The sequence below is a fragment of the Mizugakiibacter sp. genome (genome assembly GCF_039680435.1).
Classification (GTDB): Bacteria; Pseudomonadota; Gammaproteobacteria; order Xanthomonadales; family Rhodanobacteraceae; genus Mizugakiibacter.
Map to the genome: position 1 here is coordinate 57,242 of NZ_JBDKSX010000060.1, position 15,724 is coordinate 72,965.

General features: G+C 70.8%; 14 protein-coding genes and 3 tRNA genes. 9 read left to right on the plus strand and 8 right to left on the minus strand.

The genetic code is table 11. From position 1 onward, the window contains the following. Positions 1-77 precede the first annotated feature (77 nt). The 3 genes from ABFC67_RS06520 to ABFC67_RS06530 all read right to left on the minus strand — a co-directional run bounded on the left by ABFC67_RS06520 (position 78) and on the right by ABFC67_RS06530 (position 2,189). Positions 78-398, minus strand: a complete 321-nt coding sequence (locus ABFC67_RS06520) for a helix-turn-helix transcriptional regulator (protein ID WP_318159399.1) — start codon at positions 396-398, stop codon at positions 78-80. Further along, on the minus strand, positions 398-760 hold the full coding sequence (locus ABFC67_RS06525; RefSeq protein WP_318159398.1) for a type II toxin-antitoxin system RelE/ParE family toxin: 363 nt from the start codon (positions 758-760) through the stop codon (positions 398-400). The genes ABFC67_RS06520 and ABFC67_RS06525 overlap by 1 nt, the downstream gene beginning before the upstream one ends. Before the next feature lie 76 nt (positions 761-836). Next, positions 837-2,189, minus strand: coding sequence for a site-specific integrase (locus ABFC67_RS06530; protein ID WP_318159397.1), 1,353 nt, complete (start codon positions 2,187-2,189; stop codon positions 837-839). A gap of 299 nt (positions 2,190-2,488) precedes the next feature. On the opposite strand from ABFC67_RS06530, the gene ABFC67_RS06535 reads away from it, so the two are divergent. Continuing rightward, positions 2,489-2,563 (plus strand) — tRNA-Thr (locus ABFC67_RS06535). A gap of 59 nt (positions 2,564-2,622) precedes the next feature. Here ABFC67_RS06535 and ABFC67_RS06540 read toward each other — a convergent pair. Continuing rightward, the gene (locus ABFC67_RS06540; protein ID WP_346737190.1) at positions 2,623-3,753 is read right to left on the minus strand and encodes an HD domain-containing phosphohydrolase; all 1,131 of its coding nucleotides are present in this window, start codon (positions 3,751-3,753) and stop codon (positions 2,623-2,625) included. Between the two features lie 637 nt (positions 3,754-4,390). Next, on the minus strand, positions 4,391-6,340 hold the full coding sequence (locus tag ABFC67_RS06545; RefSeq protein WP_346737191.1) for an SUMF1/EgtB/PvdO family nonheme iron enzyme: 1,950 nt from the start codon (positions 6,338-6,340) through the stop codon (positions 4,391-4,393). Between the two features lie 86 nt (positions 6,341-6,426). Between ABFC67_RS06545 and rnd the strand changes: the two genes are divergently transcribed. From rnd to ABFC67_RS06560, 3 genes are all read left to right on the plus strand, one after another. After that, complete coding sequence (gene rnd, locus ABFC67_RS06550; protein ID WP_346737192.1) at positions 6,427-7,548, plus strand: ribonuclease D; 1,122 nt, start codon at positions 6,427-6,429, stop codon at positions 7,546-7,548. 1 nt (position 7,549) lies between these two features. Continuing rightward, entirely contained in the window at positions 7,550-8,476 is a 927-nt protein-coding gene (locus tag ABFC67_RS06555; RefSeq protein WP_346737193.1) for a homoserine kinase, read from the plus strand. Between the two features lie 49 nt (positions 8,477-8,525). Next, a tRNA-Ala gene (locus tag ABFC67_RS06560) sits at positions 8,526-8,601 on the plus strand. A 73-nt stretch (positions 8,602-8,674) separates the two neighbouring features. Here ABFC67_RS06560 and ABFC67_RS06565 read toward each other — a convergent pair. Both ABFC67_RS06565 and ABFC67_RS06570 read right to left on the minus strand, forming a co-directional pair. Next, complete coding sequence (locus ABFC67_RS06565; RefSeq protein ID WP_346737194.1) at positions 8,675-9,634, minus strand: alpha/beta hydrolase; 960 nt, start codon at positions 9,632-9,634, stop codon at positions 8,675-8,677. A gap of 42 nt (positions 9,635-9,676) precedes the next feature. Further along, positions 9,677-10,372, minus strand: coding sequence for a hypothetical protein (locus ABFC67_RS06570; RefSeq protein WP_346737195.1), 696 nt, complete (start codon positions 10,370-10,372; stop codon positions 9,677-9,679). Between the two features lie 209 nt (positions 10,373-10,581). On the opposite strand from ABFC67_RS06570, the gene ompR reads away from it, so the two are divergent. After that, complete coding sequence (gene ompR, locus ABFC67_RS06575; RefSeq protein ID WP_346737196.1) at positions 10,582-11,313, plus strand: two-component system response regulator OmpR; 732 nt, start codon at positions 10,582-10,584, stop codon at positions 11,311-11,313. Beyond that, a complete protein-coding gene (locus tag ABFC67_RS06580) occupies positions 11,310-12,599 on the plus strand; it encodes an ATP-binding protein (protein ID WP_346737197.1) in 1,290 nt (429 codons plus the stop codon). The genes ompR and ABFC67_RS06580 overlap by 4 nt, the downstream gene beginning before the upstream one ends. Before the next feature lie 156 nt (positions 12,600-12,755). On the opposite strand, the gene ABFC67_RS06585 is transcribed toward ABFC67_RS06580, so the two are convergent. Then, the gene (locus ABFC67_RS06585; protein ID WP_346737198.1) at positions 12,756-13,199 is read right to left on the minus strand and encodes an Hsp20/alpha crystallin family protein; all 444 of its coding nucleotides are present in this window, start codon (positions 13,197-13,199) and stop codon (positions 12,756-12,758) included. A gap of 190 nt (positions 13,200-13,389) precedes the next feature. Between ABFC67_RS06585 and ABFC67_RS06590 the strand changes: the two genes are divergently transcribed. The 3 genes from ABFC67_RS06590 to ABFC67_RS06600 all read left to right on the plus strand — a co-directional run bounded on the left by ABFC67_RS06590 (position 13,390) and on the right by ABFC67_RS06600 (position 15,721). Continuing rightward, positions 13,390-13,466 (plus strand) — tRNA-Arg (locus tag ABFC67_RS06590). Positions 13,467-13,611: 145 nt separating this feature from the next. Further along, positions 13,612-15,147, plus strand: coding sequence for an aldehyde dehydrogenase family protein (locus tag ABFC67_RS06595; protein WP_346737199.1), 1,536 nt, complete (start codon positions 13,612-13,614; stop codon positions 15,145-15,147). A gap of 280 nt (positions 15,148-15,427) precedes the next feature. After that, entirely contained in the window at positions 15,428-15,721 is a 294-nt protein-coding gene (locus ABFC67_RS06600; protein ID WP_346737200.1) for a DUF4190 domain-containing protein, read from the plus strand. Positions 15,722-15,724: the final 3 nt, after the last annotated feature.

Consider the following 15,724-nt stretch of genomic DNA (forward strand, 5'->3'; position numbering starts at 1 on the left):
TCAGCACTCTTGCGTCACGGTGCAGCGTCCGAGCGAAACCTGGCCCGAGTGCGGCGTACCGGCAACGCGCGACATGGTCAAGCGGCAACGGAAATACCGGGCGCATGGGTGCGCCGTGCCGGCTGCACAATGATTTCGACACGCTGGTCCAGCGACACCAGCGCCTGCATCAACCGTTCCAACGAAATATTCTGGAGCTTGTAGCGGCGTACCTGCGACACCTTGGGCTGGGTCATACCAGTGATCGCCGCCGTCTCGTTCTGACTCAGACCACGCCGGTCAATCAGCTCGTTGAGCTTGAGTGCAAGCGCCGCCTTCGCCGACAGTTCTTCCGCGTCGTTGAAACCGAGATCCAGCAGCACGTTGTCGGTGCCTTGTGGATTGTTTTTGCGAGCCATCACGTTCTCCCGCCCGCCCCATAGCGGGCGAGCACTGCTTTCAGCCGCTTCTCGATCAGTTCCACGTCCGGCTGCGGCGTGGCGATGCCGGACTTGGATTTCTTCTGGAACGCATGCAGCACATGCACCGCGTCGCCAAGCCGCACGGTATAGACCGCGCGGAAGGTGTCGCCCCGGTGGTCTTCCACCAGTTCGTACACCCCGGAACCCAGCCCTTTCCAAAGCTTGGCCGAATCCGGCGTGCCGCCCAGCTGGACGACAAACAGCGCCACACCCATGTCCTTCTGCACGTCGACCGGGAACTCCTTGAAGTCCTTTTTCGACGAGCCTTCCCAATAGAGAAGCTTGCGTTTCTGTACCATGAAATTATATCCGTTCGGGTATGAATGGCAAGCCCTGAATTGTCGTATCGCTGATACGCCAATTCAGGCACCACGTTCAGGAGCCGATCGCCGCCGGCGCTTCTGGCGCCGCGCGCTTTGTGCCAGGCGGCACTGCGCGCTTCGGGCTTTTTCGGTGGCGATAGGGTCGATAGTTGCCCTGACTGGTGCGGGTCTTCTCGCCTTCCGCGACGGGGTAAGCGGCCGGCGGCTGCACAGTCGGCGTAGCCGACGCCCGGCTGTCGATAGCGTCTCGCCGCAGGTTGGCGACCCTCTCAGCAGCCGCCCGCACCGGGTCATCCTCGGTATGCACATACGTCATGAACTGCGTGACGGTCTTGTGCGCGGTTAGCGCCATGCCTACCTTGATGGGAACGCCGGAATTGGCGATGTCAGTGGCTGCGCGATGACGAATGCCGTGCGTGCCGACATGCGGCACCTTGGCCCGTTCCAAGATGCGCCGCCAGGAGTTGTAATAGGTGCTTTCAGGCAGCGGTTCCTCGCTGTCGAAGATGGCCGGGCACACGTAAGGCGAATCGTTGATGCGCGGGGCATTGGACAACAGTTGGTAGGCTGCTTCGCTCATCGGCTTGGAAATGTCGCCGGTCTTGCTGTCTGGCCAGACGACGCGGCGATTCTCGAAATCGACCCAAGCCCATTCAAGCGTGCGGATCTCTATCATGCGTGCCGAAAACTCGAATTGCAGGCGGATCGCCAACGTCAGGGTCGGGTGTTCCAGCCCTTCGGCATCCGCCCGGTCGAGATAGGCATAGAGGCGCGCCAGCTCGTCGTTGACGATGTAGCGCGTCTCGCCATCTTCCCGGTACTTGGGGACGTGGCGGCACGGGTTTGAGCCGTCCGGCCGGTAGCCCCACACCTCGGCCATGTTGAGCATCTTGCGGAGGCAAGCCAGAATCCGGTTGGCCGTGACGGCGATATGCGCCTTGTCCCGCATCAGCGCCGTAATGTCCGCGCGCGTCAGGTCGGGCACCTTCATCTTGCCCAACGTCGGGATGATGTGACGGTCGATGTAGCCCTGGTAGGTATCGACCGTTCGGGGCTTGTTGCGCGGCTTCGAGTATTCCTCGATGAACTGCTCACACAACTCCTTGACCGTGGGGGCCATGCGCGCGGCCAGCTTGGCGGCACTAGGGTCGCTGCCCTTGCGCACGTCGGCCAGCCAGTCCTGCGCGATCGAGCGGGCCTGCTCGACGGTCAGCTCGCCGAATTGGCCGATTTTCGGCTTGCGGCGCTCGCCCCAGTTCGTGCGGTACTGGAGCATGAAGACCTTGCGGCCGTGGGCGGTGACTTTGCAGAGGAATCCAGGGACAATGGTGTCCCGCAGCTCGTAGTCTTTGCTGGTGATTTCGGCCGCATCGACGGCGGATTTGGTGAGCTTGATCTTGGCCATGACGCCTCCTAGTTCGAGATCGAACGCAGGAACCAGCCAGGAGCCACGGCATCGGAAAGTGTGCCGCAATCGGTCTGGTCAAGGCGTAAGGTTAGACGGGACTAACTCTTTGGAAAACCAAGCCCAGCAAGGCTTAGCGGGTTCCAGCGTAGCCCCATGCTATTCCTCAAGAACAATCTCAAAATCCGTTTCTGGCGACAGAGTGTGGGTTCGAGTCCCACCTTCGGCACCAAGCACTTAGAGAAAAACCTTGGAGATCCTCTAGGTTTTCGGTGCGGGATTTGTGCAGACTTTCATGCGCCGGCATAGCTCAGTTGGTAGAGCAGCCGCCTTGTAAACGGCAGGTCGCTCGTTCGATTCGAGCTGCCGCACCACTCTCCCTCCCAAGCCCGGCCGCCCGCCCTCACGGGAACGTTGCCGGGACGCCCGGCAGCTAATCGAGCGCCGCGTCCTTGCCCCACAGCGCCCGCATGTTGACGGATTCGCCGAGCGCGTCCCGGGGCAGCGAATCGCGTATGGCGTAAGCCGGTTCGCTGGTATCGCGCCGGATCGGGGTGACCATGCGCAACCCGCCGGGGCCGATGACCGAACCGACGCGCGGCGTCGTACCGCTCTCCCCGCGCTGGATCACCACGGCAATGTCGCCGTTGTTGAGCCGAACCACCGCGCCCGGCGGATACACGCCGAGCACCCTGATGAACTGGCCGGCGAGCTCGCGATCGACCGGCACGCCCTCGTCGAGGAATATCCGCCGCAGCGCAATCCTGGAATCGAGCGCGGGGCGGTAGGCGCGGCCGGAGACGCGCGCGCAATAGACGTCGGCCAACGCGACGATCTGCGCCAGATACGGGATGTCGGCACCGCGTTTCCGCGCGGGATAGCCGCTGCCGTCGATCACTTCGTGGTGATGCCTCACGGCCTCGATCCAGCCGGCGTCCTCGACCCCGCAGGCGATCAGCATCTGCGCGCTGCGCTGCGGATGCTCGTGGACGCTGCGGCGCTGATCGTCGCTGAGGGGCGCCTGCTGGTACTGCAGCGCGTCCCGCAGGGCCATCATGCTCAGATTCATGGTCAACGCGGCGGACGTCGCCGCGACGGCATCGACCGCCGACATCCCGAGCGCGGCGCCGACCACGTGGCAGGCGGTCGCGCTGTCTACGGCGTGGCGGACCGAATAGGGGGCGTCGCGCTGCAGCATGATGGCCGCCAGCGCGACATCCGGATTGACGCTGCATGCCTCGCGCAGCAGGCCCGCAATGCGCCAGACCTGCGCGGGTAGCTCGTCGCCCGGCGACCGCAGGACGCAGGCGGCCTCCAGTTGCCGGCGCGCTTCGAGGATCAGCGCCAGCGGCGAGCGTTCGGGCGGCGCCTGCGCGCTTTCGTCGTGCGCGCGGGTCACGTCGGCGTCGATGAACAGCCCGAACGCGATCAGCTTTTCGAGCTGCCGTTCGGTGGCGACGACGGCCCCCTGGCGCAGCAGAAGCACCCCCTTGGCCTCGTAGACGTCCCAAGGCAGCGGCGTGCCGACCGCGATATCAGCCCGTTCGATGCGACGCCGAGGCACGGCCCGCGCCCCGCTGGCGAATTCGCCGATCGCGCATGGCTGGTGGAGATACCGTGGATGCGTGCAACCTGGTCGCGCCTCACGCAAGGGCTGGAATCGGCTACCGCGCCCGGAACCCGGCCGGCGTCCTGCCGCGGACGCCCGACGCGCCCGGGCGAACCGGCCGGAGAGTCGGCAGGCGAGCGTCGCGCAGCCCGCCGCACGCTCCGTGCCTGGCAGGTTCGCCACGCTAGCGGCGGACGACGCCGGATCTTGAATCGCCGTCGATGGTGCGCGACATCGCTGCAGGCGCAGGCCGGCAGAGCGCCGCGGGCACACCGCAGGTTCGCACTCCGGCCGGGGCGCGAGACATCACTTCGACCGCAGCGGCCGGGCGGGCGCGGCGCGGCGCCGTAGGCATCGTCCTACGTCCGCACGCGGCCGCCGCCGACAGACGACGCGGCGGCGTGGGCGCAGAGTCATCCGCGTACGCGCCGGCGCGTCAGGGGCGACGCACCCGACAGGAGGCCGGCCGGCGCGTGCACGGCCCGCAGCAATGTCGCCCGTGTCCTGCCGCCATGATTCCGCAGGCCGGGCCGATGAGCCGGGCTCCCTGCCGCCCTGTGCCGGGCCTGCCGGCCCAGCCTGCCGACGCCGCTCACAGATCCCGCGCGACGCGAAAGCCGAGCCGGCCACTGCGCGTGTCCGCGGGCGCGGGCAGGCGGAACGCCGAGCGCACCTGGTCCGGGTCGCTGCCCCAGGAACCGCCACGCACCACGCGACGCTCGCAGCCGGGGTTGATCCAGGCGCTGCCGTCGCGGGCGGCGCGCGTGTAGTTGTCGTGCCAGCAGTCGTCCACCCACTCCGACACGTTGCCGCCCATGTCGTACAGGCCGAACGGGTTGGGCGCGAAGCTCATCACCGGCGCCGGGCCCCAGTAGCCGTCGCGGTAGCCTGGAAAGGCGTTGCTCCACAGCCGGTGGCTGGGCGAGCGGTCGCCGGCGCCAGTGACGTTCTCGACCGGCTTGCGCGGCGCGCCATCGCCCCACCAGTAGCGCGTCACGCTGCCGGCGCGCAGCGCGTATTCGAACTCGGCCTCGCTGGGCAGGCGGTAGCGTTTGCCGGTGCGCTGCGACAACCAGCGCGCGTAGGCGTCGGCGTCGTTCCAGGACACGTTCACCACCGGGTCGCCGTCTCGCGCGCGCGCGCCGGTGTAGTCGTCCTGCCAGGTCGCGCGGCGCGAATCGCGCATGCTGCCGCTGGCCTCGTCGTACACGCTGGATCCACCGAGGCGCTCGGCGCTGGTGACGTAGCCGGTGGCGCGCACGAATTCGCGGAACTGGCCGACCGTCACCTCGCTGCGCGCCAGCGCGAAACCGTTGGCGATGTCGACCTGGTGCTGCGGCCCCTCGCTGGCGCGGTGGCCGGGCTCGCCGTCGGGCGAACCCATCAGGAAGCTGCCGGTCGGCACCACCACCATCGACGGCCCCTGCCCAGCGGTGTCGAGGAAGCGGTCGGCGAACACCTGGCCGGGGCGATAGCTGGCGTACAGCCGCGCGTTGCGCAGGCGCACGTTGAACTCGTCCACGCCGGGCACGTCCGGGCTGATGGCCAACGCCTGCCGCGCCAACTGCTGCGCCAGCGCGGGATTGCCGGCGTCGAGCGCCGAGCGTGCCTGCGCCAGCACGCTCTCGGCGCGCTGCCGGCGGATGCCCTCGACGCGGCCGCGCGTGTCCTGCAGCGCCTGCGACCCGGGCAGGATCGCCGCCGCCTGGGCCAGCGCCGCGTCGACCCCGGCGAAATCGTCCTGCGCGACCGCGGCCAGCGCCTGGTCGAGCGCACCGCGCTGGATCTGCTCCAGCCCCTGGTGCGCGACCGCGTTCTGCGGATCGGCAGCCAGCGCCTTGCGGTACAGGTCGAGCGCGCTGGCGCCGGCCGGTGTCGTCGCCTTGCCCTGTTTGAGCAGGTCGGCCGCCTGCACCAGCAGCGGGCGCACCTGCTGTTGCGCCTTGATGCGCTGGTCGAGGCGCGCCGCGTCGGCGTCGGAATCCGGTACCTGCTTCAGCGCGGCGAGCACATCGCCGGCCGCGTCGTCGTCGCCGGCGGCCAGCGCCTGCTCGCTTTCCGCCAAGAGGCGCGCGCGTAGCTCGGCGAGGCCGGCCTTGGCGCGGCGGTTGTCCGGCGCCAGCCCGAGCACTGCCGCGTACAGCGACAGCGCGGTGTCCGCGCCCGGCCCGACCAGGCGGCCACCCTGATAGGCCTTGCGCGCGCGATCGAGCAGCTTGTCGATCTCGGGCGTGGACGCCGCCTCGCCGCCGGCGACTGCCGCCGCCGCGTGGCGCCGTTCGATCACCACCGCGGGCGCCAGCGAGATCGGCGGCCCGGCGTCGCGCTCGGGCGCCTGCGACGGCGTGCCGGCCGGACGCTGCTCGAAGCCCATCGGCGCGGCCGCATTGTCCGCGATGCGGTCGCGCTCCTGCGGCGGCGCGCCGGGGCGCACGTGCAGCAGGTCCGGGTAGAAGCGATACAGCAGCGCGAAGCCGAGCAGCGCCACGCCCGCCGCGCCCCCGAGGGCGTGCTGGCGGCGGACGGTTTCGGTGCTGGGCATGGTTGGGTCCGGGCGGTGGCGCTGCTATCGTGGGGCGTTCACCATAGGCAATGCCACGCGGTTGGGCAACGGGCCCCAGGAGGCGCATGCAGCACATTACCGGACACCCCGCGCAGGCGGCATGGATCGCCGACGATGCGACCCTCGCCGCATTCATCGACGCCCTGCCGGCCGGCGCACCGCTCGGTCTCGACACCGAGTTCATGCGCCGCAGCACTTTCTATCCCCAGCTCGCGCTGCTGCAGCTCGCCGCCGACGGCCACGCGGCGCTGGTCGATCCGCTCGCCTTCGCGCCGGGCGCGGCGTTGCGCACGCGGCTGGCGGACCCGGGCACGACGTGCGTGATGCACAGCGCCAGCGAGGATCTCGAAGCGCTGGCCGCGCTGCTGCCCGCCGATCCGATCCGGCTGTTCGACACGCAGATCGCTGCGGCGATGGCCGGCATGGGCTTCGGGCTCAGCTACCAGAAGCTGGTCGCGGCCGTGACCGGCGTCGAACTGCCCAAGGGCGAGACCCGCTCGGACTGGCTGCAGCGCCCGCTCACCGCCTCGCAGCGCGAATACGCCGCCCAGGACGTACACCATCTCGATGCGCTGCACGCCGAGCTGCGCGAGCGGCTGGCCGCGCGCGGGCGCCTCGCCTGGCACGCCGAGGACTGCGCCCGCCTGGTCGAGCGCGGCCGCGCACGCGAAGGCGACGCGCAGCCGCAGCGCGCGTTCCGCAGCGCCGCCGACTGGCCGCGCGAGCAGCAGGCGCTGCTGCGCCGCGTGCTGCGCTGGCGCGAGTCGACCGCGCGCACGCAGGATGCGCCGCGCCCGTGGCTGCTGGAAGACGCGCAGGCGCTGTCGCTCAGCCAGCAGCCGCCGCGTTCGCTGGGCGAGCTGCACGAGCGCACCAAGGGCCAGCGCGCACTGCGCTCGGCACAGCGCGCCGACCTGCTCGACACGCTGCGGCGCCCGCTCGACGTCGCCGAGATCGAGGCCACCGCCGCGATCCCGGGCGCGCCCGAGGGCGAAGCCAAGCGCGCGCTGGCGGCGATGAAGCAGGCCACCGACGCGCTCGCCGTCGAACTCGACCTGCCCGGCGGCCTGCTCTGCCCGCGCCGCGCGCTGGAGGAATACGTCGTCACCCGCACCTGGCCGGAGCTGCTCGAAGGCTGGCGCCGCGAGGCGCTGGAAGCGCGTCTGGCGCGGCTGCTGCCGGACTGAGATGGCGACCGTCGCCACCGCGTTCGCGCCCGCCTGCGTCGGCAACGTCGCGGTTGGCTTCGACATCCTCGGCCACAGCATCGAGGGCCCCGGCGACAGCGTGCGCGTGCGCCGCATCGACGCGCCCGAAGTCCGCGTCGAGAACGTGCACGGCACCGTCGACGACCTGCCGCGCGACTCGCGCAACACCGCGGTCGCCGCGCTGCAGGCGCTGCGCAGCGCGTGCGGCATCGAGCACGGCTACGCCGTGTCGATCGGCAAGGGCATCCCGCTCGCTTCCGGCATGGCCGGCTCGGCCGCCAGCGCGGTCGCGGCGGTGGTCGCGGCGAACGCGCTGCTGCCGGCGCCGCTGCCGGCCGAGGCGCTGTTCGAGCACGCGCTGAGCGGCGAATCGGTCGCCAGCGGCGGCCGCAACGGCGACAACGTCGGCCCGCTGCTGCTCGGCGGCCTGGTGCTGGCCGCGCGCGGCAGGCTGGTTCCGATCGAAGTGCCGCCCGCGTGGCGCTGCGTGCTGGTGCACCCGCACGCGCACGTGCTGACCCGCGTCGCGCGCGAGCGCCTGCGCGAACCGTTCGCGCTGGCGACCGTGGTCGAGCAGACCGCCAACCTCGCCCTGGTGCTGGCCGGCTGCCAGCGCGGCGACGCCGCGCTGGTCCGCGCCGGCCTGGCCGACGCGCTGGCCGAACCGCGGCGCGCCGACCTGGTGCCCGGCTTCGCCACCGTGCAGCGGGCGGCGCGCGACGCCGGCGCGCTGGGCTGCAGCCTGTCCGGTGCCGGCCCGAGCATGTTCGCGTGGTTCGCCGACGCGAGCGCAGCGCACGCCGGAGCCGCGGCGATGCGCGCCGCCTTCGCCGCCGCCGGCCTGGCCAGCGACGCCTGGATCTCGCCGATCGCCGGTCCCGCCGCGCGCGTGCTCGAGGTGGCCTGACGGGGCTTGGCGACGCGCGCGCGCTGCTGCTAATATTCGCGGCTCGCGTGGGGCGGTAGCTCAGCTGGGAGAGCGTCGCGTTCGCAATGCGAAGGTCGGGAGTTCGATCCTCCTCCGCTCCACCACTTCCATCCAGACGAAGACGGCGCGTCGACGCTCGCAGCGTGACGCGCCGTTTTCGTTTATGCGCCACCTCGTTCAGCGGCCGGGCGCAGTCGCCGTCGAGGGACCGTCGAGCAGGCGCGCCACCGCCGGGTCGAGGCTGCGCATGAACGCCTCGACCTGCGCGGTGTAGGCGGAAGCCGTTCCCAGCGTCTCGTTGATCTCGCGGTGCGAGAGGTCTTCCTCGATCACCTGCGCGCGCGTGCCCAGCGACCTGGCCTTGGCGACGAAGCCCTGCGCCTGCGGGCAAGCGTTGTCGCGACGGCTGGAGCACACGGCAAGGAACGGCGCGCCCGCGGCGTCGAGCCGCACGTCGGGCGAAGCCGCGGCCCAGGTGTCCGGGTTGCTGCCGAAGGCATCGTCGAACAGGCGCATGTGCCGCGCCCGCATGACCGCGGCCACGTCGTAGGCCGCGCTGTCCAGCGACACGACGCCCAGCCACGGCGCAGCCCCCTGCGCCGTCGCGATCGACGGCGCGGCCTCGAGCAGCGACACCAGGTGCGCGCCGGCGGAATGGCCCATCAGGATGAAGCGCGCGCCGTCGCCGCCCCACGATGCCGCCTGCCGCTGCGCCGTCGCCAGCGCGCGTCCGACGTCGTCGGCCTGCTGCAGCGGCGCCGTGTCCGGCAGCATGCGGTAGTCGATCGAGATCAGCACGAAGCCGCGCGGCACCCAGCGCGCGACCTTGTTCTCGATCACCCTGCGCATGGCTTTGTCGCCACGCGCCCAGCCGCCGCCGTGCACCATGAAGATCACCGGCGCGTCCTGCGCGTGGGCGGGCGCATAGACATCCATGCGCTGCCGCGGATCGGGGCCGTACGGCACGTCGCGCACGACGCGGATGCCGGGCGGCAGCGTCGCCGGCCCGTCGCGGTCGCCCGCCTGCGCGCGCCGCTGCTGCAGCAGATCGCGCAGCGGACCGGCGGCGGCGGTCTGGTACGGCAGGGCCGCGGCCATGGCAAGCACACAGGCCAGCAGCATCGTCGGTTTCGTCATCCTGATTCCTCCGTTCGCATCATCGCGCATGTCGGTCGGCGCTCAGCACTGGATCGGGTTGCCCTGCGCATCCTTGCACGAGCCGCTGTGGGTGAGGCCCTGGCCTTTGGTGTAGCTGGTCTCGCCCTGATAGGTGTCGCCGCTGGCGCCGGTGACAGTGCTGTCGTGCGTGATGGTGCCATCGGCCGCGGTGGTGCTGCCGGCGTAGCTGCCCTTCGCGCCGCTGGCCGTGGTCTGGCGGCTGCTGCTGCGCTGGCCGTCGGCGCTGCGCGATGTGCTGCCGCTGCTGGAGAAGCTGCCGGCCGCTGCTGTGTTGAAGCTGTTCTGGTAGATGGGCTGGGAGGATCCGTCCGCGTTGCGCGTGTAGCTGTTGCGGCCGCTGTCGCTGCCGCCGTCGGCACCGGCGACCGTGTGGCCGCCCTGGTGGACGATGGTGCCGTCGGCCTCGCGCGTGGTGACGCGGCCGGCGCGCGCCGTGCCGCCGGGCCCAACGTAGGCGCCGCCGCTGACGTGGGTCACGCTGCCGTCGCCGTTGAAGCGGGTACCGCCGACGTGGATGCCGCGTTTGCCCGCCGCACCGCGCGCCGCGATGGCGTGCCCGGTTTGTGCGCCGCCGCCGGCGGTGCGCCGCGAACCCGCGGCTTGCCACGCGCCGGCGGCGGACGGTTGCGCCATCGCCAGCGCGGCTGCGCAGACGACGGCGAGCGGGACAAGGCGGATCATCGGCGAATTCGACATGGCGGGTTCCTCGACGGGTGATGGGTGCGCCGGCGAACCGCCCGGTCCGCGACGCGCCGCCATCGTTCCCCAATGCCGCCGCCGAGGTGTTTCCGGACGAGCGCAGGATGTCAGCGCCTGTTTCCGCAAGGCAGTCCGGAAACATCCGCTTACATACCCTGCCACGCCGCGCTTGCCGGCGTTCCGGGCACACGACATAGTCCGCGCCCATGGAAACCGCCCACATCCTCGTCGTCGACGACGACCTGCGCCTGCGCGACCTGCTCGAGCGCTACCTCGGCCAGCAGGGCTTCCACGTGCGCGGCGCGGCGCATGCGGCGGCGATGCGGCGCGCGCTGGCGGAGCACCACGTCGACCTGATCGTGCTGGACCTGATGCTGCCCGACGCCGACGGCCTGGAACTGTGCCGCACATTGCGCGCCGAGGGCGTCGAGACGCCGGTGATCATGCTCACCGCCAAAGGCGACGAGGTAGACCGCATCGTCGGTCTGGAGATCGGCGCCGACGATTACCTGCCCAAGCCGTGCAGTCCGCGCGAGCTGGTGGCGCGCATCCGCGCCGTGCTGCGCCGGCGTCCGCGCGCGCCGGCGGGCGCGCCGCAGGCCGCGCTGGCGACGGTGCGCTTCGGCCGATTCCGCTTCGACCCGGCTACACGGCAATTGCTGGACGGCGAGACGCCGATCAGGCTGACCAGCGGCGAATTCGCGGTGCTGGCGGCGCTGGCCGCACATCCGTTCGAGACGCTCAGCCGCGAGCGCCTGATTGCGCTGGCGCGGGGACGCGACCACGAAGCATTCGACCGCAGCGTCGACGTGATGGTGTCGCGCCTGCGCCGCTACCTCGAGGACGACCCGCGCCAACCGCGCTGGCTGCAGACGGTGTGGGGCGAAGGCTACGTGTTCGTGCCCGACGGATCCGTGTCCGCGAGGAACCCGCCGTGAAACGCGGCCCGAGCACGTTCGCGCTGGTGCTGGCGCTGGTGGCGCTGGCGCTGCTGCTGGCGCTGGGCCTGTCCGGCCTGCTGTCCACGCGCGCCAGGCTGCACATGGTCGGCGAGACCTACGGCCGCCTGATCGTGGTCGCCGCGCTCGCCGCCGACGACGTGGACGCGCGCCGCAACGCGGGCTCGGCGGCCACCCTGGCCGAACTGGAACGCGCCGGCGCGCGCTTCTCGACGCAGCAACCGCCCGCGCCGACGATCCGCGTCGCGCCCGCGCTGCTGGAAGTCGGACGCACCGTCGGCCGCCTGCTGGGCGATCCCGCGCGGGTGGCCGTGACGCAGACGCCCGAATCGCAGGTCTGGGTGCGCAGCGCGCACGATCCGCGGCGCTGGATCGTGCTGCGCGCGGCCAGCTACCGCCGTGCGGTGATCCAGTCGATGCTGCTGACCGCGCTGATCGCCGGCCTGATGGCGCTGGCGGCGGCGGCGCTCGCCGCGCGTCTGCTGACGCGGCCACTGGAGCGGTTGGCCGTCCGCGCGGAAGCGCTGCTCGCCGGCGCGCCGGTGCACGACACCCTCACCGGCAGTCCGCGCGAGGTGCGTCGCCTCGCCGACGCCATCGGCCAGGCCGGCGCACGCCTGCGCGGCGTCGCGCGCGAGCGCGAGCTGATGCTGGCCGGCATCTCGCACGACTTGCGCACGCCGCTGGCGCGGCTGCGCCTGGCGCTGGAGCTGGGCGACGCCGGCGATCCGCAGCGGCGCGCGGCGATGGTCGCCGACCTGGAACAGCTCGACGGCGCGCTCGAGCAGTGCCTCGCCTTCGTGCGCGACGGCCGCGACGAGGCGACGCGCGAGGTCGATATCGCCACCCTGGCCGGCCAGCTGCTGGCCCTGCGCGGGCAGCCCGACGACTGGCAGTTCGACGGCCCTGCGCAACTTCCCGCCCAGGTACGGCCCAGCCTGCTGCGCCGCGCGATCGGCAACCTGATGGACAACGCCGAACGCCACGGCGCGGCGCCGTTCCGGGTCGCGCTGGACAGTGATGCGCACGGCATCCTCGTGAGCGTGTCCGACCACGGCCCCGGCGTGCCGCCGGAACTGCTCGGTCAGCTCGGCCGTCCTTTCCTGCGCGGCGACCGCGCGCGCAGCAACGCGGGCACCGGGCTTGGCCTCAGCATCGCGATGCGCGCCGCCGAGCTGCACGGTGGCCGGCTCGATCTGCGCAATGCCCATGGCGGCGGCTTCGTCGCCACCCTGCACCTGCCCTGCTCGCCTGCGGCCCCCTGAGAGGGAACCGCTCCCCACGCGTTCCGCCGCACCCGTCCACCGCCTGCGCGCCCGTCACGACCGGCGGCGCGTGCGCCCCGGACTGTCTGCGCGCCGCGCGCTCGCGCCACCGCTACGGCGGCGACGCGGCGCGCAATCCCTGCGTGTCGGTTGCGCTCAGCTGACCGCGATCCTGCGGCCGTGACCGTTGCCCTTCTTGGGCAGCGTCAGCGACAGCACGCCGTTGTCGTAGTGCGCCTCGACCTTGGTGCTGTCCACTTCGGCCGGCAGCGCGAAACCGCGCAGCACCTTGCCGTAGTAGCGTTCCTGGCAGACCTCGGACTCACCCTTCTTCTCGGTCTCGCGCTTGACCTCGGCGCTGATGGTCACGCGATTGCCTTCCACCGACACCTCGATGTCTTCCTTCTTCACGCCGGGGATCTCGGCGTTGACGCGGTAGGACTTGTCCTCCTCGATCACGTCCATGCGCATGTCGGGCGTGGGCTCCATCTCGCGCCAGAACGGGCGCATGCCGACGTTGCGGAACATGTCCTCGAAGTCCATCGACGGATCGATGCGGGACAGGGTTTTGAATGGATTCCAGCGAGCCAACTGCGTCATGACAACCTCCGGGTCGAATGTTCGGCCGCGTCAGGAAACGCGACCGTCGGATTTCCGCATCTGCGGCGGCAAGGCCTGCTGCTGCGGACACCGCATCGAGGCTAGACGGCGCGGCGCGGCGGTTATTGAGCGAGGTCAACAACCGGCACGGATTGGCTTTGCGGCAACGTCCACGCACAATAGTCGGGCCGGCCCCGTAGCTCAGCTGGATAGAGCGCGCCCCTCCTAAGGGCGAGGTCACAGGTTCAAATCCTGTCGGGGTCGCCACGTTTTCCCGCGTCGGGCTCGCGGCGGACGCCGCCATGCGCGTCCCCGCCCGGCGGGCCACGTGCAGCGAGCCGCTTCCGCGCCTCTGCTAAACTTGCGGCTTTACGCGGCGCCTCGCGTCCGCCCGTTTCCCGCAGGAGCTCCCATGTCGCAGCAGATCCTCAAGGCGCTCGGCCTCGCCGAGACCAACTCCGGCACCTACCTCGGCAACGGCGAGTGGTCGAAGACCACCGACGCCGGCGTGCTCGCGCCGGTCAACCCGGCCACCGACGCGGTGATCGCCAAGGTGTACGCGAGCTCGGCGGCCGACTACGAGACGATCGTCCGGCGCGCGCAGGAGGCGTTCAAGGCCTGGCGCGCGACGCCGGCGCCGAAGCGCGGCGAGGCGGTGCGCCTGTGCGGCGAGGCGCTGCGCCGGCACAAGGACGCGCTCGGCTCGCTGGTCGCGCTGGAGATGGGCAAGATCAAGCCGGAAGGCGACGGCGAAGTGCAGGAGATGATCGACATCGCCGACTTCGCCGTCGGCCAGAGCCGCATGCTGTACGGCTACAGCATGCACTCCGAGCGCCCCGGCCACCGCATGTACGAGCAGTGGCACCCGCTCGGCCTGGTCGGCATCATCTCCGCGTTCAACTTCCCGGTCGCGGTGTGGGCGTGGAACAGCTTCCTCGCCGCGATCTGCGGCGACATCTGCATCTGGAAGCCGTCGCCGAAGGTGCCGCTGTCGGCGGTCGCCACCATGAAGATCTGCAACGAGGCGCTGCGCGCCGGCGGCTTCCCCGACCTGTTCTTCCTGTTCAACGACGCCGGCACCGAGCTGGCGGCGAAGTTCGTCGACGACCACCGCATCCCGCTGATCAGCTTCACCGGCTCCACCGCGGTCGGCCGCCAGGTCGGCGTGCGCGTGGCGCAGCGCATGGGCCGCTCGCTGCTGGAGCTGGGCGGCAACAACGCGATCATCCTCGACGAGAGCGCCGACCTGAAACTGGCGATCCCGGCGATCGTGTTCGGCGCGGTCGGCACCGCCGGCCAGCGCTGCACCAGCACGCGTCGCCTGATCGTGCACGAGTCGATCGTCGGCGCGGTGGTCGAGAAGCTGGCCGCCGCCTACAAGCAGGTCGAGACGAAGATCGGCGATCCCACCGATCCGAAGACGCTGATGGGTCCGCTGACCGACAAGGGCGCCGTGCAGCGCTACCTCGCCGCGGTCGAGAGGGCCAAGGCGGCGGGCGGCACCGTCGTCACCGGCGGCAAGGCGCTGAGCGACCGTCCGGGCAACTTCGTGCTGCCGACCATCGTCACCGGCCTGAAGAATTCCGACGAGGTGGTGCAGACCGAGACCTTCGCGCCGATTCTGTACGTGCTGCCGTTCAAGACGCTGGACGAGGCGGTCGAGATGCAGAACGCCGTGCCGCAGGGATTGTCCTCGGCGATCTTCACGCAGAACGTGAAGGCCTCCGAGCGCTTCCTGTCGGCGGCCGGCTCCGACTGCGGCATCGCCAACGTCAACATCGGCACCTCCGGCGCCGAGATCGGCGGCGCCTTCGGCGGCGAGAAGGAAACCGGCGGCGGCCGCGAGTCGGGTTCCGACGCGTGGAAGGCGTACATGCGCCGCCAGACCAACACCATCAACTGGTCGGACGCGCTGCCGCTGGCGCAGGGCATCAAGTTCGATTTCTGACGGGATTCTGGATCCGGAAAGGCACGATCGCGTAGGTGGGCCTTGGCCCACCGCATGCGCGGCATGATGTCGATACGGTGGGCTGAAGCCCACCCTACGCGACGTGTGTCATCCGGCGCGCCTCCGGAATCCGGACAGCGCCCGTGGCAGGAGCCTGCGTGCAGGCGACCTGTCGTCCGGCGGCTTCCTCATGCAAGCGGAAAGCCGCAACGGACGGCACAATGGCTTCCCGCTTGCGCGGGAATGACGACCATCCAATGGTTCCGGGGAGACCATCGCCATGAGCACGCCACTGCCCGCCCGCCGCACCAGCACCCTCGCCGTGGTCAGCCTGGTGTTCGGCCTGCTGTGCTGGTTCGCGCTGCCGGTGATCGGCGCGCTGATCGCGGTGGTCTGCGGGCACATGGCGCGCAGCGAGATCCGCCGGAGCCGCGGCGAGCTGGAGGGCGACGGCATGGCGGTCGCCGGGCTGGTGCTCGGCTGGCTGCATCTCGCCGCGGCGATCCTCGCCGTCGTCAGCGCTTTCCTGTTCTTCGGCGGCCTGGTCTGGTTCGCGCATTTCTTCCACGGTTGACCG